Annotated in this window: 22 protein-coding genes and 1 tRNA gene; 13 read left to right on the plus strand and 10 right to left on the minus strand. The window is 71.2% G+C overall.

The features are described from left to right. Nucleotides 1–29: 29 nt before the first annotated feature. Nucleotides 30–1,874: a sensor histidine kinase gene (locus CRV15_RS13695; protein ID WP_003961137.1), complete on the minus strand. Its 1,845-nt coding sequence runs from the start codon at nt 1,872–1,874 to the stop codon at nt 30–32. A 570-nt stretch (nt 1,875–2,444) separates the two neighbouring features. Here CRV15_RS13695 and CRV15_RS13700 point away from each other — a divergent pair. The 6 genes from CRV15_RS13700 to CRV15_RS13725 all read left to right on the plus strand — a co-directional run bounded on the left by CRV15_RS13700 (nt 2,445) and on the right by CRV15_RS13725 (nt 8,136). Beyond that, entirely contained in the window at nt 2,445–2,840 is a 396-nt protein-coding gene (locus CRV15_RS13700) for an IS5 family transposase (RefSeq protein ID WP_009996886.1), read from the plus strand. A 234-nt stretch (nt 2,841–3,074) separates the two neighbouring features. Next, nucleotides 3,075–3,971: a hypothetical protein gene (locus tag CRV15_RS13705; RefSeq protein WP_230864146.1), complete on the plus strand. Its 897-nt coding sequence runs from the start codon at nt 3,075–3,077 to the stop codon at nt 3,969–3,971. Nucleotides 3,972–4,011: 40 nt separating this feature from the next. Beyond that, the gene (locus CRV15_RS13710) at nt 4,012–4,506 is read left to right on the plus strand and encodes a hypothetical protein (RefSeq protein WP_003957470.1); all 495 of its coding nucleotides are present in this window, start codon (nt 4,012–4,014) and stop codon (nt 4,504–4,506) included. A 155-nt stretch (nt 4,507–4,661) separates the two neighbouring features. After that, nucleotides 4,662–6,089: a permuted SH3 domain-containing protein gene (locus tag CRV15_RS13715; protein ID WP_009996885.1), complete on the plus strand. Its 1,428-nt coding sequence runs from the start codon at nt 4,662–4,664 to the stop codon at nt 6,087–6,089. Continuing rightward, nucleotides 6,086–6,871 (plus strand): ABC transporter ATP-binding protein, encoded by a 786-nt coding sequence (locus CRV15_RS13720; RefSeq protein WP_003957468.1) that lies wholly within the window; start codon nt 6,086–6,088, stop codon nt 6,869–6,871. The genes CRV15_RS13715 and CRV15_RS13720 overlap by 4 nt, the downstream gene beginning before the upstream one ends. Next, nucleotides 6,868–8,136 (plus strand): ABC transporter permease, encoded by a 1,269-nt coding sequence (locus CRV15_RS13725; protein WP_003957467.1) that lies wholly within the window; start codon nt 6,868–6,870, stop codon nt 8,134–8,136. The genes CRV15_RS13720 and CRV15_RS13725 overlap by 4 nt, the downstream gene beginning before the upstream one ends. A gap of 139 nt (nt 8,137–8,275) precedes the next feature. Here the strand turns inward: CRV15_RS13725 and CRV15_RS13730 are convergent. Further along, nucleotides 8,276–8,362: transfer RNA gene (locus tag CRV15_RS13730), tRNA-Leu, on the minus strand. Between the two features lie 513 nt (nt 8,363–8,875). Between CRV15_RS13730 and CRV15_RS13735 the strand changes: the two genes are divergently transcribed. The 6 genes from CRV15_RS13735 to pknB all read left to right on the plus strand — a co-directional run bounded on the left by CRV15_RS13735 (nt 8,876) and on the right by pknB (nt 16,982). After that, entirely contained in the window at nt 8,876–9,709 is an 834-nt protein-coding gene (locus CRV15_RS13735; RefSeq protein ID WP_003957466.1) for an FHA domain-containing protein, read from the plus strand. A 10-nt stretch (nt 9,710–9,719) separates the two neighbouring features. Next, entirely contained in the window at nt 9,720–10,268 is a 549-nt protein-coding gene (locus tag CRV15_RS13740; protein ID WP_003957465.1) for an FHA domain-containing protein FhaB/FipA, read from the plus strand. Between the two features lie 129 nt (nt 10,269–10,397). Then, on the plus strand, nt 10,398–11,876 hold the full coding sequence (locus CRV15_RS13745; RefSeq protein WP_231632965.1) for a PP2C family protein-serine/threonine phosphatase: 1,479 nt from the start codon (nt 10,398–10,400) through the stop codon (nt 11,874–11,876). 25 nt (nt 11,877–11,901) lie between these two features. Further along, a complete protein-coding gene (locus tag CRV15_RS13750) occupies nt 11,902–13,314 on the plus strand; it encodes an FtsW/RodA/SpoVE family cell cycle protein (protein WP_003957463.1) in 1,413 nt (470 codons plus the stop codon). Next, a complete protein-coding gene (locus CRV15_RS13755) occupies nt 13,311–14,765 on the plus strand; it encodes a peptidoglycan D,D-transpeptidase FtsI family protein (RefSeq protein WP_003957462.1) in 1,455 nt (484 codons plus the stop codon). The genes CRV15_RS13750 and CRV15_RS13755 overlap by 4 nt, the downstream gene beginning before the upstream one ends. Before the next feature lie 168 nt (nt 14,766–14,933). After that, on the plus strand, nt 14,934–16,982 hold the full coding sequence (gene pknB / locus CRV15_RS13760; protein WP_003957461.1) for a Stk1 family PASTA domain-containing Ser/Thr kinase: 2,049 nt from the start codon (nt 14,934–14,936) through the stop codon (nt 16,980–16,982). A gap of 107 nt (nt 16,983–17,089) precedes the next feature. On the opposite strand, the gene CRV15_RS13765 is transcribed toward pknB, so the two are convergent. From CRV15_RS13765 to CRV15_RS13790, 6 genes are all read right to left on the minus strand, one after another. Continuing rightward, a complete protein-coding gene (locus CRV15_RS13765) occupies nt 17,090–17,785 on the minus strand; it encodes a class E sortase (RefSeq protein ID WP_003957460.1) in 696 nt (231 codons plus the stop codon). A gap of 67 nt (nt 17,786–17,852) precedes the next feature. After that, the gene (locus CRV15_RS37880; RefSeq protein WP_003961132.1) at nt 17,853–19,238 is read right to left on the minus strand and encodes a class E sortase; all 1,386 of its coding nucleotides are present in this window, start codon (nt 19,236–19,238) and stop codon (nt 17,853–17,855) included. After that, complete coding sequence (locus tag CRV15_RS13775; protein ID WP_003961131.1) at nt 19,235–19,873, minus strand: aminodeoxychorismate/anthranilate synthase component II; 639 nt, start codon at nt 19,871–19,873, stop codon at nt 19,235–19,237. The genes CRV15_RS37880 and CRV15_RS13775 overlap by 4 nt, the downstream gene beginning before the upstream one ends. Continuing rightward, nucleotides 19,870–20,076: a hypothetical protein gene (locus CRV15_RS13780; protein WP_003957457.1), complete on the minus strand. Its 207-nt coding sequence runs from the start codon at nt 20,074–20,076 to the stop codon at nt 19,870–19,872. The genes CRV15_RS13775 and CRV15_RS13780 overlap by 4 nt, the downstream gene beginning before the upstream one ends. Nucleotides 20,077–20,136: 60 nt before the next feature. Then, a complete protein-coding gene (locus CRV15_RS13785; protein WP_009996876.1) occupies nt 20,137–20,973 on the minus strand; it encodes a class E sortase in 837 nt (278 codons plus the stop codon). A 62-nt stretch (nt 20,974–21,035) separates the two neighbouring features. Next, nucleotides 21,036–21,806, minus strand: coding sequence for a DUF881 domain-containing protein (locus tag CRV15_RS13790; RefSeq protein WP_003961129.1), 771 nt, complete (start codon nt 21,804–21,806; stop codon nt 21,036–21,038). A gap of 141 nt (nt 21,807–21,947) precedes the next feature. On the opposite strand from CRV15_RS13790, the gene crgA reads away from it, so the two are divergent. Beyond that, nucleotides 21,948–22,205, plus strand: a complete 258-nt coding sequence (gene crgA, locus CRV15_RS13795) for a cell division protein CrgA (protein ID WP_003961128.1) — start codon at nt 21,948–21,950, stop codon at nt 22,203–22,205. A gap of 231 nt (nt 22,206–22,436) precedes the next feature. Here crgA and CRV15_RS13800 read toward each other — a convergent pair whose 3' ends face one another. Next, a complete protein-coding gene (locus CRV15_RS13800) occupies nt 22,437–23,342 on the minus strand; it encodes a rhomboid family intramembrane serine protease (RefSeq protein WP_003961127.1) in 906 nt (301 codons plus the stop codon). 105 nt (nt 23,343–23,447) lie between these two features. After that, nucleotides 23,448–23,981 carry a peptidylprolyl isomerase gene (locus tag CRV15_RS13805; protein WP_009996872.1) on the minus strand — a complete coding sequence of 178 codons (534 nt, stop codon included), beginning with the start codon at nt 23,979–23,981 and terminating at the stop codon, nt 23,448–23,450. Nucleotides 23,982–24,126: the final 145 nt, after the last annotated feature.

Genomic DNA, 24,126 nt, shown 5'->3' on the forward strand with positions numbered 1-24,126 from the left:
GCCACCGCGGCCGGCCCTCGGCCCCCGGATCAGCCCTCCACCTCGTAGGACCGCTTCTCGATCAGCTCCCCGTCCCGGAAGCAGAAGCGGAACACCGCGTCGGACGTGAAGGAGTCGGGTATGTCCGTCGACAGCAGCACCACGCACTCGGCGTCCGCGGGCCGCTTCGGCCCCTTGTCCTTCAGCTCCTCCGGGACGAAGGGCTCCCCCTCGGGCAGCAGCTCGCGTACCTCCGCCTCCGCGGTCCCGACCTCGATCCGGTCGTACAGCTCCGGAGTGACGGACGAGTCGTCGACCTCGTTGACGGCGAGCCACAGTCCGCCGACGATCAGCAGCAGCAGCACCAGCGCTCCGCCGGCGGCCGCCATGCAGCCGATGCCCACCCCGCTGACCCGGCCCCGGCGCCTGCTCGCGTCCAGCTCCCCCATCAGCATCTCCCGGGTCGACGCGCTCCAGTCCATGACCGGCATCCCGTCGGGCCCCGCACCACCGCCGACACCGCCGAAGCCACCGCCGACACGGTGACCGCCGACACCGGCGCCACCGGCACCGGCGCCCCCCGGCAGATCCTGCGGCGGCTGCCACAGCGCATCGTCGGGAACGGCCGCCACCGCGGTGTGCTCCGTCTCCCCGTACGGCAGCACTCCGGCCACCCGGAACCCACCGCCCTCGACGGTCCCCGCGTGCACCATGCCGCCGACCAGCCGCGCCCGCTCCCGCAGCCCGGTGAGCCCCTGTCCGCCGCTGACCACGTCGCCGACGGCCGACAGGGGCGGCCCGTTGACGGTCTCCACGACCAGCGAGTCGGGCTCGTACCGCAGCGCCACGTCGATCGGCGCCCCGGGCGCGTGCTTGTACGCGTTGGTCAGCGCCTCCTGGACGATGCGGTACGCGGCGTGGTCGGCCGCGGCGGCCAGCGGACGGGGCTCCCCCTCGGTCCGCAGCCGCACCGTGTTCCCCGCGGCGCAGGCGGCCTCCACCAGGGCGGCGATCCCCGCGGTCCCCCGGGCGGCGCGCCCCGTCTCGTCCACCGGGTCCGGCGACGGCTGCTCGACGCCGTCCCGGAGGATGCCCACCACCTCGCGCAGCTCGTGCATGGCGCTGACGGCGGCGGTCCGCAGCACCCCGACCGCCTCCCGCTGGCGCCCGGTCAGCTCCGGGTCGACCTCCAGCGCGCCCGTGTGCACGGCGATCAGCGCGAGCTGGTGCCCGAGGCTGTCGTGCATGTCCTGGGCGATGCGCTGGCGCTCCTTGAGCCGTGCCTGACCGGCGATCATCTGGCGTTCCCACAGCAGCTTGGCGTTGCGCTCCTGAAGGGCGTGCAGCAGTGTCTGCCGCTGGGCCCAGTACCGTCCGACCAGGCCGGGGACGACCACCATCGCCAGGAAGAAGAGCAGCGACAGCAGCAGGGTGTTCGGGGTGAACGGCAGCGTCTCCCGGCCGACGACGGCCATGGCGGCCATGACGGCCGTGCCCGCCGCGTACGCGCCGCAGAACGCGAGGGCCGCCCGCGCCCGGCCCGCCACCCTCAGACCCGCGGACCAGCCCGCCAGGATCTCCACGAGGATCATGCCGCCGGAGTCCCCGCCGAGGGCGCAGCTCACGATCAGCACGGGAACGGGGAACCGGCGCCGCAGCAGCGTCAGCACCGCGGCGACGACGGCGAACCCGGCGGCCCGGACGGTCCCCTCGTCGAGCGTCTTCTCCAGGAAGGCCGTCAGGATCGTCACGGCCAGCACGAGCACCAGCTCGGCGCCCATGCCCCGGCCCGGCTCCAGGAGCTGGTTCCGGCCGGGGCGCTGCGAGGGCGGCGACGCCAGCCAGGTCCAGCCCGCGCGCAGTCCGGCCAGGGTCTTCGAGGATGAGAGCTTCACAGCAGCACCCTAGGAAGCGGAATCCGGCCAGGACCGCCGACTTTCGTCCCGCTCCGGCACGACGAAGGTCGCGACCCCGCCGAACAGACCCCGCCGAACGGGCCCCGCGCGCCGGGCGGTCCCCGAGCGGCCCGGAACAAGGAGAAGCCTCGAATGTGACGAAGGACACGCAACGGAAGGGCGTCACTCTGCGTTCACCCTTCACAGGAGCATCTGTGGCCCCACCACTGCGGAGAGCATGGCCGAAAACCACCCCGCTGATGGCGGATGCCTCTCCGCCCGGCGGAGGGATCACGCTCCGAACCGCCCCGGGGACGAGGAGACTTGCGGCCTTCCCGGCGCACCCGCGCACGGCCGGAACCAGCCCTCCGCGGCGGCGCCCAGGTGGCCGACGACCGAGCGGCGACTTCCCTATGACCCGGGGAATACCACGGGAAAAGTGCGCTGTCCCGCTATGGGATCTTAAAACGGTCAGGCCGAGCCACACATGGTCACGCCTCTTCATCGGACGCCCGCGCAAATCCCCTGCCGGCGTTGTTTCTTTTGGTGGACCCCGGCGATGCATGGCTCATGACCGACCTGGTGGACCGGCTGGTGCCGGAGGAATTGTGGACGGCCTTCCGGCAGGTGGTGCCCCCGGCGGAGACACGGCGCCCCCAGGGCGGCGGACGCCGTCGCGCCGAGGACCGCGCGACCCTGGCCGCGATCGTCTTCGTGGCCACGTCCGGTTGCACCTGGCGGCAGCTCCCCCCGGTCTTCGGCCCGAGCTGGCCCACGGTCTACCGGCACTTCGCCCGGTGGAGCACCGACGGCGTCTGGGCCCGGCTCCACACCGCCCTGTCCGGCCCCCGGACCCCGCGGCACGGCCCCGACGGCCCCGACGGAACGGGCTGGTCCCGGCACGCGGCCGATTCCATCCGGCTGCGCGCCGCCCACAGAAAAAATGGCCGCCCGCACACCAAATAAAACAGCACAAAATCACTCCGCGATAACCCTCGGCTGACTTATGTTCCTGGACGACTCCAAGACGTTCGGAAGGTGTCCGGAAGTGGTCCGGAGCGGTCCGGAGAATGCGCGCGCTCCGACAACCCGCCCCCTGCTGCTCTTCCGGCTGTTTCCGGCTGTTTCCGGCTGCTCCGAGAAAGAAGGGCCCCAGTGAACGGACCGCGGTGCGTGGCGCTCCGCCGCAGCCTTGCCTCCGTGGCGGTTCTGACCTCCTCCGTGGCCATGGTCATGGTCACGGGCTGTGCCCGGGACGACGACCGGACCGGCAACGGCACGACAGCCGGCGCCCCCAGGGACCCCGACCGCGGCACCTGGCCCGCCGCCCAGGCGGCCGACGGTCTCGCCAAGGGCCTGGCCCTGCCGCTCCAGAGCTATCTGATCGGCTATGCGCAGCAGGTGACCGTCCTCCGTGCCCAGCAGGCCCTACAGAGCGCGTGCATGGCGAAATTCGGCTTCACCTACGAACCACCGGAGCCCGGGCTCCATCCCCCGCCGAGCGCGGACGACGCCAATATGCCCCGCCGTTACGGCGTGGCCGACCTGGAACAGGTACGCCGGCACGGTTATCACCTGCCGGACAACAGCGGTGAACCACCCGCCTACTCCATGGAGTCGGAAGCCGCCGAGGCCGCGCTCATGGGCCGGACCAAAACCGGGGAGAAGCCCACCACCGCGGGAATTCCCGAGGGCGGTTGCCTGGGCGAGTCCGAACGCCGGATCGGCAGGGTCGACGGCGCTCTGGCCAGCCGGTTGAACAATCAGGGATTCGACTCCTCCCAGGCCGATCCGGCGGTGCGCGAGGTCGTCGGGAAATGGTCCGCGTGCATGCGGCAGAAGGGCTACACCGTCTCCACCCCGCTGGACGCGGCCGAACTCCCCGGCTCCCTGAACGCCCCCTCCCCCACACCCAGGGAGATCGCCGTCGCCGTCGCCGACGTGGAGTGCAAGCAGTCCACGGATCTCGTCGCGGTCTGGTTCGCGGCGGAGACCGCGATCCAGAACGAGCTGATCGAGAAGAACCAGCTCGCTCTTCAGGAGGCCAAGCAGACCACCGAGGCCGCGGTCAGGAACGCGGCCCGCACGGACTCCTGACCCAGTTGTCCGACCGGCCCCGTCCACAGGAGGAATTCCCATGAAGAACATCGCCCGGCTGGCCGCAGGCTTCACCCTGGCCGCGTCCGCGAGCCTTTTCGCCGTCCCGACGGCCCAGGCCACCCCGATCTCGTACTCGGGCAACGAATGCAGTGCCAGCAAGGCCAATTGCTTCGCCCTGTTCTACAACTCCGGTGTCAATACCTGGACGTCGTCCTGCTTCCTCTCCAACCAGAGCATCAACGACCTCTACGGATACAGCCCCAACGGTGCCACGCTGGTGCGCTTCGTCTTCCGTCCGCACGAGGTGACGATCAACAGCAACCTGGGTGTCTCCCGGTGTGTCGGCGACGGTGACGCACAGGCGGTGAAGAACAACGCCGCGGCCGGGACGAGCGGCGAGGCTTCCGCCACCAACACCGTCTACTTCAACTCCGGTTACACCGGCCCCTCGCAGAGCTTCGCGCCCCGTTCCACCGCGAACCTGAACGCGACCCTCAAGAACGAGAACGCCTCCATCAAGCGCACGTCCTGACCCCCGGTACCGCCCGGTCCGCCCGGTCCGCGCGGACCGGGCGGTACCGCGGCAGATGTCCTGATGACTCTCTTCGGTTTGGTTCAGCTCGGTTCGGCAGCAGATCGGCGGATGTATCCATGAATCCGGTGACAGTGGGGACAGCAGGGGCAGCGGTGACGGAAGAGCCGCGACCCGAGGTCCCGCAACGGGCCCGGGACACCGCGCTGGCCCGGCGCAGACGGCTCGCCGTGGCCGTCGCCGTGGGCGCCGCCGTGATCGCCGCGGGCGGTATGGCCGCCTCCGGCTGGGTGCAGTCACCGGCCCAGGCCGCGGCCGACACCAGCCCGCCCGCGCCGAGCGCCGTCACGGCCCCCGTGGAGAGGAAGGTCCTGCGCTCCACCACGGTGGTCCGGGGGACGTTCTCCAGCGGACGGGCGGTCGCGGCCCGGCCCGTCTCGGTGGCCGCGACCGCGACGTCCGACCCGACGGGGACGCTGCTCGTCACCGGCGTCTTCACCCGGCCGGGCAGACCCGCGCCCGCGGGCCGGGCCCTGCTGGAGTACTCCGGACGGCCGGTGTTCGCGCTCCCGGGCGCGATACCCGCGTACCGCGATCTCTCCCCGGGGGACCGCGGGAAGGACGTCGACCAGTTGCAACGGGCCCTGCGCTCACTCGGCCACGGCACCGGCGCCGACGCTGCCGGGCGATTCGGATCGGGTACCGCCGGCGCGCTGGGGAAGCTGTACCGCGCGATGGGCTACGAACCCCCGCTCGCGGCGCCCGGCGCAAAGGCCCAGGCCGAAGACACGGGCACGGGCACGGCCCCGTCCCTGGACACAGCGGCCACCGGCCCCGCCCGGCCCCCCACGAGCACCGGCACGGGCAGGGGAGGCGGAGCCACGAGCGACCCCTCCCTCGCCCTGGCGCCCACCGCCGCGCCGGCCGTACGGGACGCCGTCGCGCAGCCGATGCTCCCCGCGTCCGAGGTCGTCTACGTACCCGGCCTGCCCGCCCGGGTCGTCTCCGTCCCCGTCCGCGTCGGCGACAGCGTCGACGGCCCGGTGATCACCCTGGCCCGCAGCGGGATGACCCTCGTCGGACGGCTGGACCCCGCCCAGGCGGGCCTGGTGACCGAGGGCCTCGCCGTGACCGTGCTCTCCGAGACCACCGGGGCGGAGCAGCGGGGCACCGTGGACTCCGTCGGCAAGCCGGTCACGCCCGCACCCGGCGGAAAGCCGGGAGCCGGAACCGGAGCGGAGGGAAGCGGCACCGGGGACACCGCCCCGGACAAGGACCCCACCGCCCTGACCCCCCATGTCCCGCTCACCATCAAGCCCACCCGCCCCTGGGACGACGCGCTGGCGGGCCAGGACGTCCGCATCACCATCACCTCGGCCGCCACCGACGGCCCGGTCCTGGCCGTCCCGCTGGCCGCGGTCTCCGCCGGAGCCGACACCCGGACCACCGTCACCGTGCTCACCGGCCGCACGGAACAACGCACCGTCGAGGTGAAGGCGGGGGTGTCCGCCGACGGGATGGTGGCCGTGACCCCCGTGAACGGCGGGCTGCGCGCCGGTGACCAGGTCGTGGTCGGCCGGTGATCCAGCGTCTGCGCCGGTTGACGCGCCGCCCCCGGGCCGGGGCCCGCACCCCCGCGCCACCGCCCGCCGCCGATGCCGCCCCGGACGGCAGCCGCCGAAGCCGCTGGGTGGTGGAGCTGTCGGGCTGCGGACGCACCTTCTCCGGCACCCCGCCCGTCGTCGCCCTGCGCCCGGCGGACCTGGGAGTGGCCCACGGGGACTACGTCGCCGTCGTCGGCCCGTCCGGCTCCGGTAAATCCACCCTCCTGAACGTGCTCGGCCTGCTGGACCGGCCGACCTCGGGCACCTACACCCTGGCCGGACGGGACACCGCGGACCTGGACGAACGCGAGCGCACGGCCCTGCGCGGCCATCGCATCGGCTTTGTCTTCCAGGCGTTCCATCTGCTGCCCCACCGCACGGCGCTGGAGAACGTCGCCCTCGCGCGGCTCTATGTCACCCCCCGCGGCCCGTCCCGGGAGGCCGCGGCGGCTGCCGCGCTCCACCGCGTCGGACTGTCACACCGGCTGCACGCCCTGCCCACCGTCCTCTCCGGTGGCGAGCGCCAGCGCGTGGCCGTGGCCCGGGCTCTCGTCAACACCCCCGATCTGCTGCTGTGCGACGAGCCGACCGGCAACCTCGACTCCGTCACCGCCGCCTCGGTCATGGACCTCCTGGAGGAGCTGAACACCTCCGGGGTCACCGTCGTCGTGATCACCCATGACCCCGCCGTCGCCGCCCGCGCCCGCCGGATCGTCACGATGCTCGACGGCCACCTCACCGAAGCGGAAGCCGCCTCATGATCCGTTCCCGCCGCGGCGTCGGCGCGGGACCCGCCTCACCGGCAACACCCCGTACCCGGCTCTCCCTCGCCGACACGGTCGCCGAGGCCCTGGCCGGACTCGTCCAGCGTCCCGGCCGCTCCGTGCTCACCCTGCTCGGCACCGTCCTCGGCGTCGGCTCCTTCGTCGCCGTCCTCGGCCTCACCTCGACCGCGACCAGCCAGATCGGCCAGTCCTTCAGCCTCCTCCAGGAGACGACCGTCACCGTCGACGACACCGCGACCGGCCCCGGGACCCCGGGGAGCGGCGGCGGAATGTCCTTCCCCGAGGACACCGACGCCCGGCTGGAGCGGCTGACCGGGGTCAGCGCGGGCGGCGTCTGGTGGCCCCTGCCGCTGCGCGACCCACGGGTGGCCGCCCGGCCCACGGCCACGGCCCCGGACGGCCGGAGCAGTGTGGGCCTGTACGCGGCCAGCCCGGGAGCGATCCGGGCCATGCGGCCGACGCTGTCCGACGGCACGGTCTTCGACGACTTCCACCAGCGCCGCGCGGAACGTGTGTGCCTCCTCGGCAGTGGCGCCGCCCGCCGGCTCGGCATCCACCGCGCCGACACCCGGGCCGCCGTCTTCATCAATGACACCGCGTACACCGTGCTCGGCATCGTGGACGACACGGAGCGCCTGCCGCAGACCCTGCTCGGTGTGATCATTCCCAGCGGTACGGCCACCGCCCGCTACGGCCCGCCGCGGGACACCCCCGCCCAGGCCCTGGTGCACACCCGGCCCGGCGCCGCCCGGGTCGTCGCGGCCCAGGCCGCCCTCGCGCTCCGCCCGGACCGGCCCGAACTGCTCAAGGCCGTCCCCCCGCCGGACCCCCGCACCCTGCGGGACCGGGTCGACACCGATCTGTCGGGCCTCTTCCTCCTGCTGGCCGCCATCTGTCTCGCCGTGGGCGCCGTCGGGATCGCCAACACCACCCTGGTCGCCGTACTGGAACGCACCGGAGAGATCGGGCTGCGCCGGGCGCTGGGGGCACGCGGACGGCACATCACCGCCCAGTTCCTGACCGAGTCCACCGCCCTCGGCGCCCTCGGCGGGCTCGTCGGCACCGCCATCGGTATCGCGACCGTGCTGGTCACGGCCCTCGTCCAGGAGTGGACCGCCGTCCTGGAGCCGTACGCCGTCCTGCCCGCGCCGCTCATCGGCGCCCTCGTCGGCTTTCTCGCGGGCCTCTACCCGGCCTGGCGCGCCGCCCGGATCGAACCCGTCGAGGCGCTCCGCCGCTGAACCACCCCGCCGCCCCGGTCACCGCGGAGCGTGACCAGCCGTAGCAGGGCCGAAAAGACGGCAGACAGATAGAGAGGGCGGCATCGCTTCCGCGATACCGCCCTCTCCGACGATCTCACAGATATCAGAGACATCTGCTTGGTGCGCGAGGGGGGAGTTGAACCCCCACGCCCTTTCGGGCACTGGAACCTGAATCCAGCGCGTCTGCCTATTCCGCCACCCGCGCATTGGGTGTTGTTGCTCGGTTGACCCGCTTTTCGGCGTGTCCCCCGTGGCGACATGCAGAAGATTAGCACGCTGCGCAGGGTGGAATCACATCCGTTTGTTCGACGGCCTCCCGGCGGCCCCCGGGCGGCCGGCCCACGACCCGCCGCACCACCTCCCGTACCGCCTCCCGGCGCCCCTCCGGCGGCGCCCCGACGCCCCTCCCGGCGGGCCCCGGGCGCCCTCCGGAACGCTTCCGGTCCGCCCGGAGCCGACCGTGTACGGCGGGCGGCGGCGGGCAAACGGCACACAAAGGGAAGGAGTGAGACGAGACCCGCCCACAAGCCCCCTCCGCACCGCCCCCGCTCCTCCCCGGCGCACCCCGGGTGCGGGACACTGTCATCAGGCCGCCTCTACGATCCGTGTGAGAGGTGACACTCATCGACGGGGCAGACAAGGGGAACCAGCCGATTTCCCGACGCGTGGATACGATCAGTAAGCAGTATCAGGACGGCAGCAACGGAGGAGGTGCCCGATGGGAGTCCTGAAGCGTTTCGAGCAGCGTCTCGAAGGTCTGGTCAACGGCACCTTCGCCAAGGTCTTCAAGTCCGAGGTCCAACCGGTCGAGATCGCGGGCGCCCTCCAGCGCGAGTGCGACAACAACGCGACCATCTGGAACCGCGAGCGGACCGTCGTCCCCAATGACTTCATCGTGGAGCTGAGCGCGCCCGACTTCGAACGGCTGAGCCCCTACTCGGGCCAGCTCGGCGACGAGCTGGCCGGACTCGTCCGCGACTACGCCAAGCAGCAGCGCTACACCTTCATGGGCCCCATCAAGGTCCATCTGGAGAAGGCCGACGACCTCGACACGGGTCTGTACCGGGTGCGCAGCCGCACCCTCGCGTCGAGTACGTCACAGTCGCCCGGCCCGTCCGCCACGGGCCCCGAAGCCCCCGGCCAGGGCTTCGGCCGAGCGCAGTCGGCCGCGCCGCCGATGCCCTCCGGGCCGCCCCCGGGCGCCCGCCCGTCCCCGGTGCCGGACCGCGCGTCCGCGGCCGGGTCCGGGCCGGGACCGGTGCCGAGCGGCCAGGTACGGCGCTGGATCGAGATCAACGGCACCCGCCATCAGATCTCCCGCCCGACGCTGGTGCTGGGCCGCAGCACCGACGCCGACGTGCGGATCGACGACCCCGGCGTCTCCCGCCGGCACTGTGAGATCCGGACCGGAACGCCCTCGACGATCCAGGATCTCGGGTCCACCAACGGCATCGTGGTGGACGGGCAGCACACCACCCGCGCTACGCTCCGCGACGGCTCGCGGATCGTCGTGGGCAGCACCACCATCGTTTACCGGCAAGCCGAAGGGTGAAGCGGGGGCAATGTCAGAGCTGACCCTGACGGTCATGCGGCTGGGTTTCCTGGCCGTTCTGTGGCTGTTCGTCATCGTGGCCGTCCAGGTCATCCGCAGCGATCTGTTCGGGACGCGTGTCACCCAGCGCGGTTCGCGCCGCGGCGCGGACACCCGTCCCCAGCAGACCCGCCAGGCCGCGCCCCCGCAGCAGCGGCAGCAGCAGCCGTCGGGCGGCGGGCGCCAGTCCGGCGGCCGGCAGTCGGGCGGGCGGCAGCGCCGCGGCGCGCCCACCAAGCTGGTGGTCTCCGAGGGGAGTCTCACCGGCACCACGGTGGCGCTCCAGGGCCAGACCATCACCCTGGGCCGGGCGCACGACTCCACGATCGTCCTGGACGACGACTACGCGTCCAGCAGGCATGCCAGGATCTACCCGGACCGTGACGGCCAGTGGATCGTCGAGGACCTCGGGTCCACCAACGGCACCTATCTCGACCGGACCCGGCTCACCACCCCGACACCGATTCCGCTGGGCGCGCCGATCCGCATCGGCAAGACCGTCATCGAGCTGCGGAAGTAGTACGACAATGAGCGAGCGGAGCGAGCGAGCCACAGCGGTCCCCACAGCGGACCGGGACCGGCTCCCGACCGGAGGGCGGGCAGTGTGGCGCGAGACCGGCTGTACCCCGAGCCGACCGGCGAGGTGCGCATGAGTCTGTCTCTGCGCTTCGCCGCCGGATCGCACAAGGGCATGATCCGCGAGGGCAACGAGGACTCCGGTTACGCCGGTCCCCGGCTGCTCGCCATCGCCGACGGCATGGGCGGCCAGGCCGCCGGCGAGGTCGCCTCGTCGGAGGTCATCTCCACCCTGGTCCAGCTCGACGACGACATCCCCGGCTCGGACATCCTCACCGCGCTCGGCACGGCCGTCCAGCGCGCCAACGACCAGCTCCGGGTGATGGTCGAGGAGGATCCCCAGCTCGAAGGCATGGGCACCACCCTCACCGCGCTGCTCTGGACCGGCCAGCGGCTGGGTCTGGTCCATGTCGGTGACTCCCGGGCCTATCTGCTGCGCGACGGCGTCCTCACCCAGATCACCCAGGACCACACCTGGGTGCAGCGGCTGGTGGACGAGGGCCGGATCACCGAGGAGGAGGCCACCACACATCCGCAGCGTTCGCTGCTGATGCGCGCGCTGGGCAGCGGCGACCATGTGGAGCCCGATCTCTCCATCCGTGAGGTCCGGATCGGCGACCGCTATCTGATCTGCTCCGACGGACTCTCCGGGGTGGTCTCCCACCAGACCCTGGAGGAGACCCTCGCCAGCTACCAGGGCCCCCAGGACACCATCCAGAACCTGATCCAGCTCGCCCTGCGCGGCGGCGGACCGGACAACATCACCTGCATCGTCGCCGACGTCCTCGACACGGACGCGGGCGAGGGCCTGGCCGGGCAGCTCAGCGACACCCCGGTGGTCGTCGGCGCGGTCGCCGAGAACCAGCTCCAGCTGAACGACGGCGGCGCCATGCAGACCCCCGCGGGCCGCGCCTCCGGGCTCGGCCGCACCCCCCGGGGCGGCGGCTACGGCGGCGGCGAGGAGTACGACACGCCGGACGGCAGCTTCGACGCCTACGCCGACGACGACTTCGAGAAGCCCGGCCGGGGCCGGATCTGGCTGCGGCGCTCGCTGTACACGGCGCTCACCCTCGGTGTGCTCGGCGGCGGTCTCTACGCGGGCCACCGCTGGACGCAGACGCAGTACTACGTCGGCTCCAGCAGCGGACATGTGGCCCTCTACCAGGGCCTCAGCCAGGATCTCGCCTGGGTCTCCCTGTCGAAGGTGGAGAAGGACCACCCGGAGATCGAACTCAAGTACCTCCCGCCCTACCAGCGCGAGCAGGTGGAGGCCACAATCCCGCAGAAGAGCCTCGACAAGGCCCGGGCGAAGATCGGCGAGCTCTCCGCGCAGGCCAACGCCTGCAAGAAGGAGGAGGCGCGCCAGGAGGCCGAGAAGGTCACCGCGGCCCCGCAGCGGAAGACCCCGCCCTCCCCCACCCCCAGCGCCTCGCCGGGGGCCGGGGGGAAGACCGACTCGAAGAAACCGACCGCTGCCTCTCCCACTCCTCCCCCGGGACCCGTCTTCTCGGAGGAAGAGCAGAAGCTGGCCTCGAACTGCGGTAAGCAGTAATCAGCCGTAGGGGGCCCTCTCCGCCATGAGCGTTGTCACCAACACCACCACGATCGGCGCGATCGAAGCGCCGAGCCGCCGCAACACCGAACTGATGATGCTGGCCTTCTCGGTCGCCATCCCGGTGTTCGCGTACATCAACGTCGGACTCGCCCTCGACGGGAAGCTGCCCGCCGGGGTGCTCGGCTACGGCCTCGGGCTCGGGCTGCTGGCCGCCGTGGCCCATCTGGTGGTGCGGAAGTTCGCCAAGTACGCCGACCCGCTGATGCTGCCGCTCGCGGTGCTGCTCAACGGGCTGGGACTGGTGATGATCTGGCGGCTGGACCAGTCGCCCCGGCTGATCCTGCGCGCGGAGAGCGCCTATGGCGCCTTCTCCGCCGACGCGCCCAAGCAGATGCTGTACTCGGCGATCGGTGTGGCGCTCTTCGTCGCGGTGCTCCTGATCATCAAGGACCACCGCATCCTCCAGCGCTACACCTATATCTCGATGGCGGCGGCGCTGGTCCTGCTGACCCTGCCGATGTTCTTCCCCGCCCGGTACGGCGCGCGGATCTGGATCAGCCTGGGCCCGATCAACATCCAGCCCGGCGAGTTCGCCAAGATCATCATCGCGGTGTTCTTCTCCGGCTACCTCATGGTGAAACGGGACGCGCTCGCGCTCGCCAGCCGCCGCTTCCTCGGCCTCTATCTGCCGCGCGGCCGGGACCTCGGACCGATCCTCATGGTCTGGGCGATGTCGATCCTGATCCTTGTCTTCGAGACGGACCTCGGCACCTCGCTGCTCTTCTTCGGCATGTTCGTGGTCATGCTGTACGTGGCCACCGAGCGCACGAGCTGGATCGTCTTCGGTCTGCTGATGTCCGCCGCCGGGGCCGTCGGCGTCGCCTCCTTCGCCCCCCATGTCCAGCAGCGCGTGGACGCCTGGCTCAACCCGTTCTCCACGGCGGTCTTCGACGGCCAGAGCGACCAGATCGGCCAGTCGCTGATGTCCTTCGGCGCCGGTGGCACCCTGGGCACCGGCTGGGGCCAGGGCAACTCCGACCTGATCAAGTTCGCGGCCAACTCCGACTTCATCCTCTCCAGCTTCGGCGAGGAGCTGGGTCTCGCCGGGATCATGGCCCTGTTCATGGTCTACGGCCTGATCGTGGAACGGGGGGTGCGCACGGCGCTCGCCGCCCGCGACCCGTTCGGCAAGCTGCTCGCGGTCGGTCTCTCCGGCGCCTTCGCCATCCAGGTCTTCGTGGTGGCCGGCGGTGTGATGGGGCTGATCCCGCTGACCGGTATGACCATGCCGTTCCTCGCGGCCGGTGGCTCCTCCGTGATCGCGAACTGGGCGCTCATCGCCATCCTGATCCGGATCAGCGACACCGCCCGCCGTCCCGCCCCGGCCCCGGCGCCCTCTCCCGACGCGGAGATGACCCAGGTGGTCCGTCCGTGAACAGACCGCTGCGTCGGATCGCCGTCTTCTGCGGCGTTCTGATGCTCGCCCTGCTCATCAGGGCCAACTGGCTCCAGTACTTCCAGGCCGAAGAGCTGAACGAGAACGACCGCAACCGCCGGGTCCAGATCGCCCGGTACGCCAGTGAGCGCGGCGACATCATCGTCGACAGCAAGCCGATCACCGGCTCCGAGCAGACCGACGACACGGACTACGTCTACAAGCGCACCTATGTCGACGGCCCCATGTGGGCCCCGGTGACCGGATACGCCTCCCAGGCGTTCGACGCCAACCAGATCGAGAAGATCGAGGACGGCATCCTCTCGGGCACCTCGGACCGGCTCTTCTTCGACCGGACGACGGCGATGTTCACCGGCGACAAGAAGAAGGGCGGCAATGTCGTCACCACGCTGAGCGGCGCCGCGCAGAAGGCGGCGTTCACGGGGCTCGGCAAGAAGAAGGGCGCGGTCGTCGCGGTCGAACCGCGGACCGGCAGGATTCTCGCGCTCGCCTCCACCCCCTCGTACGACCCCGCCGGTTTCGCCGGTTACTCCCGGGCGGACGAGAAGCGGTGGCAGGCGCTGGAGCGGGACGAGAGCAAGCCGATGCTCAACCGGGCGCTGCGGGAGATCTACCCGCCGGGCTCCCCCTTCAAGGTGCTGACGGCCGCCGCGGCGCTGGAGCACGGCGCGGTGGACGACATCGAGGAGCCGACGGACACCCCCGAGCCGTACATCCTCCCGAACACCCGGGTGCCGATGAAGAACCTCGCACAGGGCTGCGAGAACGTGAGCCTGAAGAAGGCGCTGGAGATCTCCTGCAACTCGGTCTTCGCCAAGCTCGCCGACGAGGTGGGCCGCGAGAAGATGCTGGAGACGGCGGAGAAGTTCGGTTTCAACCGGGAGCACTTCACCCCGGTGCGGGCCGAGGCGTCCGTCTACGACCGGGAGATGGAGCGCTCGGAGAACTCCCTCTCGGCGATCGGGCAGTTCAACACCGCCACCACCCCGCTCCAGATGGCGATGGTCGCGGCGGGTATCGCCAACGACGGCAGGCTGATGAAGCCGTACATGATCGACCGGCTGGAGTCGCCCGATCTCGACGTGATCGAGCAGCACGAGCCCGAGGAGCTGAGCCGCCCCGTCTCCCAGAAGACCGCGCAGTTGGTCCAGGAGATGATGGAGAACGTCGTCGAGAGCGGCAGCGGCGCCAACGCCCGTATCCCGGGCGTCACGGTGGGCGGCAAGACCGGCACCGCCCAGCACGGGCCCCAGAACAGCAAGCGGCCGTACGCCTGGTTCATCTCGTACGCCAAGACCGACGAGGGCTCGCCGGTGGCCGTCGCGGTCATCGTCGAGGACGACGGACGGACCGCGCGGGACGACATCTCGGGCGGCGGGCTCGCCGCGCCGATCGCCCGGAGCGTGATGGAGGCGGTTCTCAAGAAGTGACCCGGGTCACGCCCACGTTCCCTTTCCGCGCCCCGCGATACCGGTCGGGTATCAGGTGACGGTCACGGGCCGGTCGGGCCGTGCGAGCCCGGTAGCGTAGTCGCGAACAGCACACCGCCGGACCACACCCCGGCACGGCGGGGACTGACGGAGAGGGCTGGAACAGCTATGGAAGAGCCGCGTCGCCTCGGCGGGCGGTACGAACTGGGCTCGGTGCTCGGCCGCGGTGGCATGGCGGAGGTCTACCTCGCCCATGACACCCGTCTCGGCCGTACCGTCGCCGTGAAGACGCTCCGGGCGGACCTGGCCCGTGATCCGTCCTTCCAGGCCCGGTTCCGCCGTGAGGCCCAGTCGGCCGCCTCGCTCAACCATCCTGCGATCGTCGCGGTCTACGACACGGGCGAGGACTACGTCGACGGGGTCTCCATCCCGTACATCGTGATGGAGTACGTCGACGGCTCCACCCTCAGGGAGCTGCTGCACTCCGGGCGGAAGCTGCTGCCCGAGCGCACCCTGGAGATGACGATCGGCATCCTCCAGGCCCTGGAGTACTCGCACCGCAACAACATCGTCCACCGTGACATCAAGCCGGCGAACGTCATGCTGACGCGCACCGGCCAGGTCAAGGTGATGGACTTCGGCATCGCGCGCGCCATGGGCGACGCCGGGATGACGATGACACAGACCTCCGCCGTCATCGGCACCGCCCAGTACCTCTCCCCGGAGCAGGCCAAGGGCGAGCAGGTCGACGCCCGCTCCGACCTCTACTCCACCGGCTGCCTCCTCTACGAGCTGCTGACCGTGCGCCCGCCGTTCATCGGGGACTCACCCGTGGCGGTGGCGTACCAGCATGTCCGCGAGGAGCCGCAGCCGCCGTCCAACTTCGATCACGAGATCACCCCCGAGATGGACGCGATCGTCCTCAAGGCGCTGGTCAAGGACCCCGACTACCGCTATCAGTCGGCGGACGAGATGCGGGCGGACATCGAGGCGTGCCTGGACGGCCAGCCGGTCACGGCGGCGGCCGCGGCCATGGGCGCGGTCGGCTACGGCGGCTATCCGCCGGAGGAGCACGCCACCACGGCCCTGCGCCAGGCGGACCCGGCGGTCGCCCAGACCTCGATGCTCCCGCCGATCAACCCGGAGGACGGGGGCTACGACGGATACGACGACGGTCGCGGACGCCGCCGTCAGCGCAAGTCCAGCACCTCCACGGTGCTGCTCGTGGTCGCGGGTGTGCTGGTGCTGATCGGCGCGGTCCTCATCGCCCGCGCCGTCTTCGGGGACAAGCCCGAGGCCGGTGATGTGCCGGTGCCGGTGCTCGTGGGCAAGACCCCGGCGGAGGCCCAGCGGCTCGCCGACAACGCGGAGGTCACCCTCACCCAGTCCGGCGCGGAACGCTGCGACCAGCCCAAGGGCAGGATCTGTAGTCAGATCCCGGCCGATGGCACCGTGTCCAAGGGCGACACCGTCACCTATGTGCTCTCCGAGGGCGCGCCCAAGGTGGAGGTCCCCGACGTCACCGAGAAGTCCCTGGACAGCGCGCGGGAGCAGCTCACCCGCAAGGGCTTCAAGGTGGAGGTCGACGAGGTCGAGTCGACCTCCGAGGACCCGGGCACGGTCATCGAGCAGCGGCCCCGGGGCGCCAGCATGGCCGAGAAGAACACCACGGTGACGCTGACGGTGGCCAAGCAGGCGCTGAAGACGGTGCCGTTCGTCGAGGGCAATCCGTACCCGTCGGCGCAGCAGCAGCTCCAGGTCAACGGCTTCCAGGTGAACGTCGAGTATGTGGACTCGGACAAGCCCCGGGACCAGGTCCTGACCCAGAAGCCGGCCGGGAACAGCCAGGCGCCCGAGAACAGCACGGTGACGCTCACGGTCTCCAAGGGGCCCGAGCAGGTCATCACGGTCCCGCCGCTGACGGGCAAGACCCTCGGTGAGGCCAAGCTGCTCCTTTCCCAGGCGGGTCTGGAACTCGGCGACGTCACCGGCCCGGACGACGACAACGCCCGGGTGATCGACCAGAACCCGAAGGGCGGCGGCCAGCCGGGCGAGGAGAAGAAGGTCGATGTCACCACCCTCGACCTGGGCGGTGGCGACAACAACGGAAACAACAGCGACAACGGGAACCAGGGCAACAACGGAAACAACGGTGACCCGGGGAACGGCGAGGAGGACTCCGACGGGGGCTGGAACCCCTTCGCGGGCCTGCGCTGAGCCACCCGGCACCCGCCCTGCGGGACGATGCGTCACCCGGCCCCGGCATCCCGAGCGGATGCCGGGGCCGCGGCGTCCCGGAACGGACTCCCGGTACCTGGCGGCGGTCAGCGCAGTTCGGCCGGCCGGGTGCGGTCCCGGTCGACCTTGACCGCGCGGACGAGTTCCCCCCAGACGATGTAGCGGTAGTCCGAGGTGTAGATCGGCGTACAGGTCGTGAGGGTGATGTACCGGCCGGGCGCGGTCTTCCCGGACTGCTTGGGGACCGGCTTGAGCACGTCCACGTTGTACTTGGAGGTCTGCGGCAGGGTCTTGTAGACCTTGTAGACGTACCAGGTGTCACGGGTCTCGAAGACGATCGGATCGCCCTCGTCCAGCTTGTGGATGTTGTGGAACTTGGCGCCGTGGCCGTCGCGGTGCGCGGCCAGGGTGAAGTTGCCCTTCTGCTGCCAGGGCAGCGCGGACTTCACCGGCTCGGTGTAGTAGCCCGCGACCCCGCCGTTGAGCTGTGCGGGCGTGGTGCCCTTCTTCACCAGCACCTCGTCGTCGCCCATGGCGGGGACATGGAGGAAGCCGATGCCGTCCTTGGTGTCGAGGGCGCCCGGGCCCTGGGCCCCACCGGGGCGGGGCTTCGTCCAGCCCTCGCGTATCCGGTCGGCCTGCCGGGACGCCTCCCGGTCCGCGAGGACGTTGGTCCACCACAGCGAATAGACGACGAAGAGGCCGAGGACGACCCCCGCGGTGATCAGCAACTCGCCGAAGAGACTGATGACACCGGCGATCCGGCTGCGCGCACGTGACACTGCATCGTTCCCGTCTGGACCCCGGCGGCCCTTCGACGTCCGGGCCCCAGGGCCGCGCTGACGGGTCCTAGCCTACGAGCGCGTCTGGTTTGCCCTGCGCACGTGGCCGCTCCTCGGCCAGCTCGCCCCAGACGATCATCCGATAGGTGCTGGTGAACTCGGGGGTGCAGGTGGTGAGGGTGATATAGCGGCCGGGACGGGTGAAGCCCGAGCCGGCCGGGACCGGGCGGAGCACCCGGACATTGGAGGGCGGTGTCTGGGGGAGCAGGCTCGCCATGCGGTACGTGTAGTACGCCTCGCGGGTCTCGACCACGATCGGATCACCCGGTTCGAGACGGTTGATGTAGCGGAAGGGCTCGCCGTGGGTGTTGCGGTGGCCCGCGACCCCGAAGTTGCCCGTACGCGCCGAGGGCATCGCGGTCTTGAGCCCGCCCTCGCTGTAGTGGCCGACCATCCCCCGGTCGAGCACCTTCTCCTTGTCGATGCTCGCGGCGACGGGGACGACGACGTCCAGCTTGGGGATGTACATGATCGCGAAACCCTCGCCGGGCCGGAACGCCCCGGGGGCCCGGCCCGCGGCCCAGGACCGCTGGATCCGCTCCTTCTCCCGGCCGGCCTGCTGATCGGCGCGGACGTTGGTCCACCAGAGCTGATAGGTGACGAAGAGCAGCATCACCACGCCGAGGGTGATGAAGACCTCGCCCAGGGCCCGGCTGACGACCACGCCGGGGCTGTCCCGGGCCGCGCGGGCGGCTCTGCGGGCCTCGGTCCGGGTGAGCGGGCGGGAGGGGGCGGTGGCCTGCGGGGACGGCTTCGGCGGGCGGCGGCGGGCGCGGTGTCCCGGGGAACGGGCCGCTCTGCGGCGTTCGGCCCGCCCGGGGCCGGTGGGGGCGGTGGGGCCGGTGGGGGCGTGCTCGTACGGCTCATACGGCTCATACGGCTCATATGTCTCGGGCGGCTCATACGGTCCGGGCGGCTCGGGTTGTCCCGGCGGCCGGGGCGTTCCCCACTGTTCCGGCGCGGGGGCCGGGGGGACGCCCGGGGGGTGCAGGGCATACGCGCCCTGGGTGCCATGGGCGCCGTACGGGCCCTGTGGGGCGTATGGAGCCTGCGGGACGGCCGGGGTGGGGGGTTGATACGGGCCGGGCGCCGTCGGGCCTCCCTGCCCCGGCCAGGCGTATCCCGGCGGCGGCTCGGGGACGGTGGGACCGGGCGGCGGCGGATACCCCGGGCCGGGGTCGGGGGCCGGGGCCGCTCCCTGGGCGTAGGGCTGCCCGTACGCCGGGTACGCCGGGCCGGGGGCGGGGTGCCACGGGTCCCCGTACCCGGGCTGCCCGTGTCCCTGCTGCCTGGGTCCCGGCGGCCCGTGCTCCGCCCCTCCGCCGTGCCCTGTCGCGTCCTCGTACCCTCCCGGAGGGCCGTACCACCCCTCCCCAGGACGCCGGTCGGTCACGCCAGGGCCTTGCCCACCACCGGGGCGAGCCCCGCCGAGCGTCCGACGGCCCCGGTGTCACCACACCGTTCCAGCCAGTTGGCGAGCATCAGATGGCCGTGCTCGGTGAGCACCGACTCCGGGTGGAACTGCACCCCTTCGACGGGCAGTTCGCGGTGGCGCAGCCCCATGATGATGCCGTCCTCGGTCCGGGCCGTGACCTCCAGCTCGGCGGGCAGCCGGGTGGGCTCCGCCGCGAGCGAGTGGTAGCGGGTGGCGGTGAACGGCGAGGGCAGCCCGGCGAAGACGCCCCGGCCCTCGTGGGTGACCGGGGAGGTCTTGCCGTGCAGCAGCTCGGGGGCGCGGTCCACGACCCCGCCGTACGCCACCGCCATCGACTGCATCCCGAGGCAGACCCCGAAGACGGGGACGCCGGTGGCGGCGCAGTGGCGCACCATGTCGACGCAGACGCCCGCCTGCTCGGGGGTGCCGGGCCCGGGGGAGAGCAGTACGCCGTCGAAGCCGTCCTGGGCGTGGGAGAGGGCGACCTCGTCGTTCCGCAGCACCTCGCACTCGGCTCCGAGCTGGTACAGGTACTGGACGAGGTTGAAGACAAAGCTGTCGTAGTTGTCGACGACCAGGATGCGTGCGCTCATCGGGCGGTTCCCTCTTCGGCTCCGGCGGGGGCGCTCCCGGCGCCCGCCCCGTCGACCGTGACATCGTTGAACGGAAGCAGTGGTTCGGCCCAGGGGAAGACGTACTGGAACAGTACGTAGACCGCCGCGAGCACCAGGACGAGCGAGATCAGTGCCCTGATCCACGCGTTGCCCGGCAGATGCCGCCAGATCCAGCCGTACATGGCCCGGTCCCTTCCCTTCGGTACCGCTCCAGATTAAGGGCGTCGGGGGCACCCTCGGGGTCAGGAGCGGAAAGCCGCCGGTTTGCCGTGGGTCGCGGGGGCGGTGGACTCCAGCCGGGCCCAGGCGATCAGCCGATGGCTGCTGCCCCACTCCGGCTCGCAGGTGGTGAGGGTGAGATACCGGCCAGGACGGGTGAACGGGGACTTGTCCGGCACGGCATCGATCACCCCGGTGTCGGAGGGGACGGTACGGAAGGGGCTGCGGGCGATCCGGTAGGTGTACCGGGTGGTGCCGTCGGTGAGGACGACCGCGTCGCCGGTGCGCAGCCGGGGGAAGTCCTTGAACGGGTCGCCGTAGGTGCGGCGGTGTCCGGCGACGGCGAAGTTCCCGGTGCGGCCGGGCAGCGCGGTGCCGGGGTAGTGGCCGAGTCCCCGTTTCAGGGTGGCCACCGCCGTTCCCTCCAGGACCGGCCAGTCCCAGTCGCGGCCGAAGCGGGGGATGCGGAGGACGGCGAAGGGCTCCCCGGCCCGGGGGGCGGGGGGCGGTCCGTTCCCGGGGGCCGCCGGGGGCGTGGGCTGTGCCGGGGGCAGGGGCTTCGCCGGGGCGGACGGGTCCACCGGGTCCACCGGCGGGGGTGGTGGTGCGGGCGGTGCGGTCCGGAAGCCGGGGGCCGGGGGGCCCGGATCGTCCGGGCCGGGGTCCGGGGGGTGTGCCGGGGTCTCGATCCGGCCCTGGGCCCAGCGGCTCTGGAGCCGGTCCAGCTCCGCGTCGGCGGCGTCGGCGGCCTTGACCCCCGTCCAGAACAGCACATAGACGACGAAGAGCACGATCACCGTGCCGACGGTGATGCACAGCTCACTCAGGAATCGGACGATCCGGCGTATGAATCCAGCCATTGTCATGGGCATCGCGACCCCTGTTCCGGCCCCGCGCCCCGGCCGGACGCCCGGGGCGCGGCTCAGGGGTTCAGGGGCTTCGCATGGTGGAGATCCACTGTGCCCGAGTAGCCGGGGAGAGTCACCGCCCCGCGCTCGTCGACTTTCCAGCCGAGCCCGTACGCCTTCACATAGAGCCGGTAGTTCTGGATCGCCGAGGACCGCTCCAGCGCCTGTTCCAGCCGGTCCCGGTCGCCCACAGCGGTGATCTTGTAGGGAGGGGAGTAGACGCGGCCCTGGAGGATCAGGGTGTTGCCGACACACCGCACGGCGCTGGTGGAGATCAGCCGCTGGTCCATCACCTGGACGCCACGGGCCCCGCCCGCCCACAGCGCGTTGACGACCGCTTGCAGATCCTGCTGGTGAATCACCAGGTCATTGGCTTGCGGCTCGGGGTAGCCGGGGGTCGCGCGGGCGTTCGCGGGGGCGTCGTCGAGGGTGACCGTCAGCCCCGGGCCGCGCACCGGGCTGGTGCCCGCCGTCCGCTCCAGCGCGCCGAGCCGGGCGTCCTCGGCCCGGGTGGAGCCGTCGTCGCGGTCGGCGAGCGAGTCGACCTCGTCGCGCAGGGCCCCCGTGGACCGTTCCAGGTCACCGTTGCGCCCACTGCGCTCACGGATCAGGTCGGAGAGCTTCAGCAGGGAGTCGTCGGTCCGCAGATCCGTGCCCCGGGCGGTGTTGAAACTGGTGACGAAGATCAGCCCGGCCACGGCGAAGACGGCGGCGGTCAGCACCCGCCCGGCCCGCCTTTTCACCAGGTGAACCGGGACTGGCCTGGAGTTGGCGGAATTGCTCAACGTACCCTTATCTCCTCAGGCGCCGCGGAAGCACTACGCTAACGGACGCCCGGGGGAGGCAGTGGTCCCCGTCGCTCCAGCCCCGGACGCCAGCCACAGTTCCCTGCGCGGTCACGCAGCGCATCGACAGGAGAGTCCCTCGTGCCGAAGTCACGTATCCGCAAGAAGGCCGATTTCACGCCGCCGCCGAACAACCGGCAGGCGACCGCCATCAAGCTGACGAACCGCAGCTGGGTGGCACCGGTGATGCTCGGGCTGTTCCTGATCGGGCTGGCCTGGATCGTCCTCTTCTATGTGACCGAGGGCGAGCTGCCGATCAAGTCCATCGGCGACTGGAACATCGTCGTGGGCTTCGGCTTCATCGCCGCGGGCTTCGGCGTCTCCACTCAGTGGAAGTAGTTATCCACAGCAGTTGTCCACAGTGGGGAAAAGGTCAGACGATCTGTGGATAACCTTTCACCGTGTTGACGCCGGTGTGACCGCTTCGGTCGTCCGGGTGACGGTGTTCACCCCTTGTCCCCACTGGGAAAACCCGGATCGGTGACAAGGGGCACAGCCGTTCCCCACCGGCCGTGTGCGCTCCGTCGGGCCGCCGTCGCCCACTGTGGACAACCATGGGGAAAGCCCGGTTCAGGTCAGCACGGACGTCCGGGCCAGCACCGCCACCACCATGACCAGCAGCACCGCCCCGCAGACGGCGGACTGGACCAGCGCCCGGCGCTCCCGCGGCGCGTACACCATCCCGGCGGCGATCACGGCTCCCGTCACCAGACCGCCGATATGGCCCTCCCAGGAGATGTCCGGACGGGTGAAGGTGAGCACCAGGCTCACCCCGAGGATCAGCACCACCGGCCGCATATCGAGCTGGACCCGCCTGGCCAGCACGACGAACGCCCCCATCAGGCCGAAGATCGCCCCCGAGGCGCCGAGCGAGGGCTGGTTCGGCTCGGCGACGAGATAGGCGAGCGTGCTGCCGCCGAGCCCGGAGAGCAGATACAGGGCGAGAAAACGGCGGCGCCCGAGCGCGGGCTCCACCATCCGGCCCAGGAACCAGAGCCCGAGCAGGTTGAAGAGGATGTGCGACAGCTCCTGGTGCAGGAAGACCGCCGTCAGCAGCCGGTACCACTGGTCGTGCGCGACACCGACGATCTCCCCGAGCTGGGGGCTGAAGGCGTAGCCGATCAGTTCGAGCTGGGAGACGAAGCGCTCACCGAGGGAGAGCACCAGGGCGAAGACGGCCACATTGAGGCCGATGAGGACCTTGGTGACCAGGGCGGGATCGCCGTGGAGGGAGCCGCCCGCGATGGTGCGCGGCTGCTGGGCCGAGGCGCTGTGCCCCGTCCCCGAGCCGCTGCGCACACACTCCGGGCACTGGTAGCCCACCGAGGCGTTGATCATGCACTGCGGGCAGATGGGGCGGTCGCAGCGGGTACAGCTGATCCCGGTCTCACTGCCCGGGTGCCGATAGCAGTCGGGCAGCCGCGGTACCCCCTGCGGTCCCCGCGGCTCCTGCGGGCCGCCTGGCGCCTGTTCCATGAGATCCCTCAACCTCCGAAGCTCCCGAAGCACAACACCGCCCCGTCCATCCAGACGGATGGACGGGGCGTCTTTGTTCCCTGTGCCCGCGCCGGGCGGCGGGAATCAGCCCTCGCGGGTCTCGACGACGACGGACTCGATCACGACGTCGTTGACCGGGCGGTCGGTGCGCGGGTTGGTCTGCGCGGACGCGATGGCGTCCACGACCTTCTTGCCGGCCTCGGTGGAGACCTCGCCGAAGATGGTGTGCTTGCCGGTCAGCCAGGTGGTGGGGCCCACCGTGATGAAGAACTGCGAGCCGTTGGTGCCCGGGCCCGCGTTGGCCATGGCCAGCAGGTACGGCTTGGTGAAGGCCAGCTCCGGGTGGAACTCGTCGGCGAACTTGTAGCCGGGGCCGCCGGTGCCGTTGCCCAGCGGGTCGCCGCCCTGGATCATGAAGCCGGAGATCACCCGGTGGAAGACCGTGCCGTCGTAGAGCCGGTCGGTGCTCTTCTGGCCGGTCGCCGGGTTGACCCACTCGCGCTCGCCCTGCGCCAGCTCGACGAAGTTCTTGACCGTCTTCGGCGCGTGGTTCGGCAGCAGCCGGATCTCGATGTCGCCGTGGTTGGTCTTCAGGGTGGCGTAAAGCTGCTCGGCCACGGTCCTGCCTTCCGTATGACTGCTCGGGGGACTTTCTCTGGTCGCCACGATCCTCGCACGGAAGGGCCGCGCACGCGGAAGAGCCTCCGGTACTCCCCCGGCACGGATGACCCGGTTGCCCGTCCCACATGCCGGGCACACGGTC

Source organism: Streptomyces clavuligerus (assembly GCF_005519465.1).
Taxonomy (GTDB): Bacteria; Actinomycetota; Actinomycetes; order Streptomycetales; family Streptomycetaceae; genus Streptomyces; species Streptomyces clavuligerus.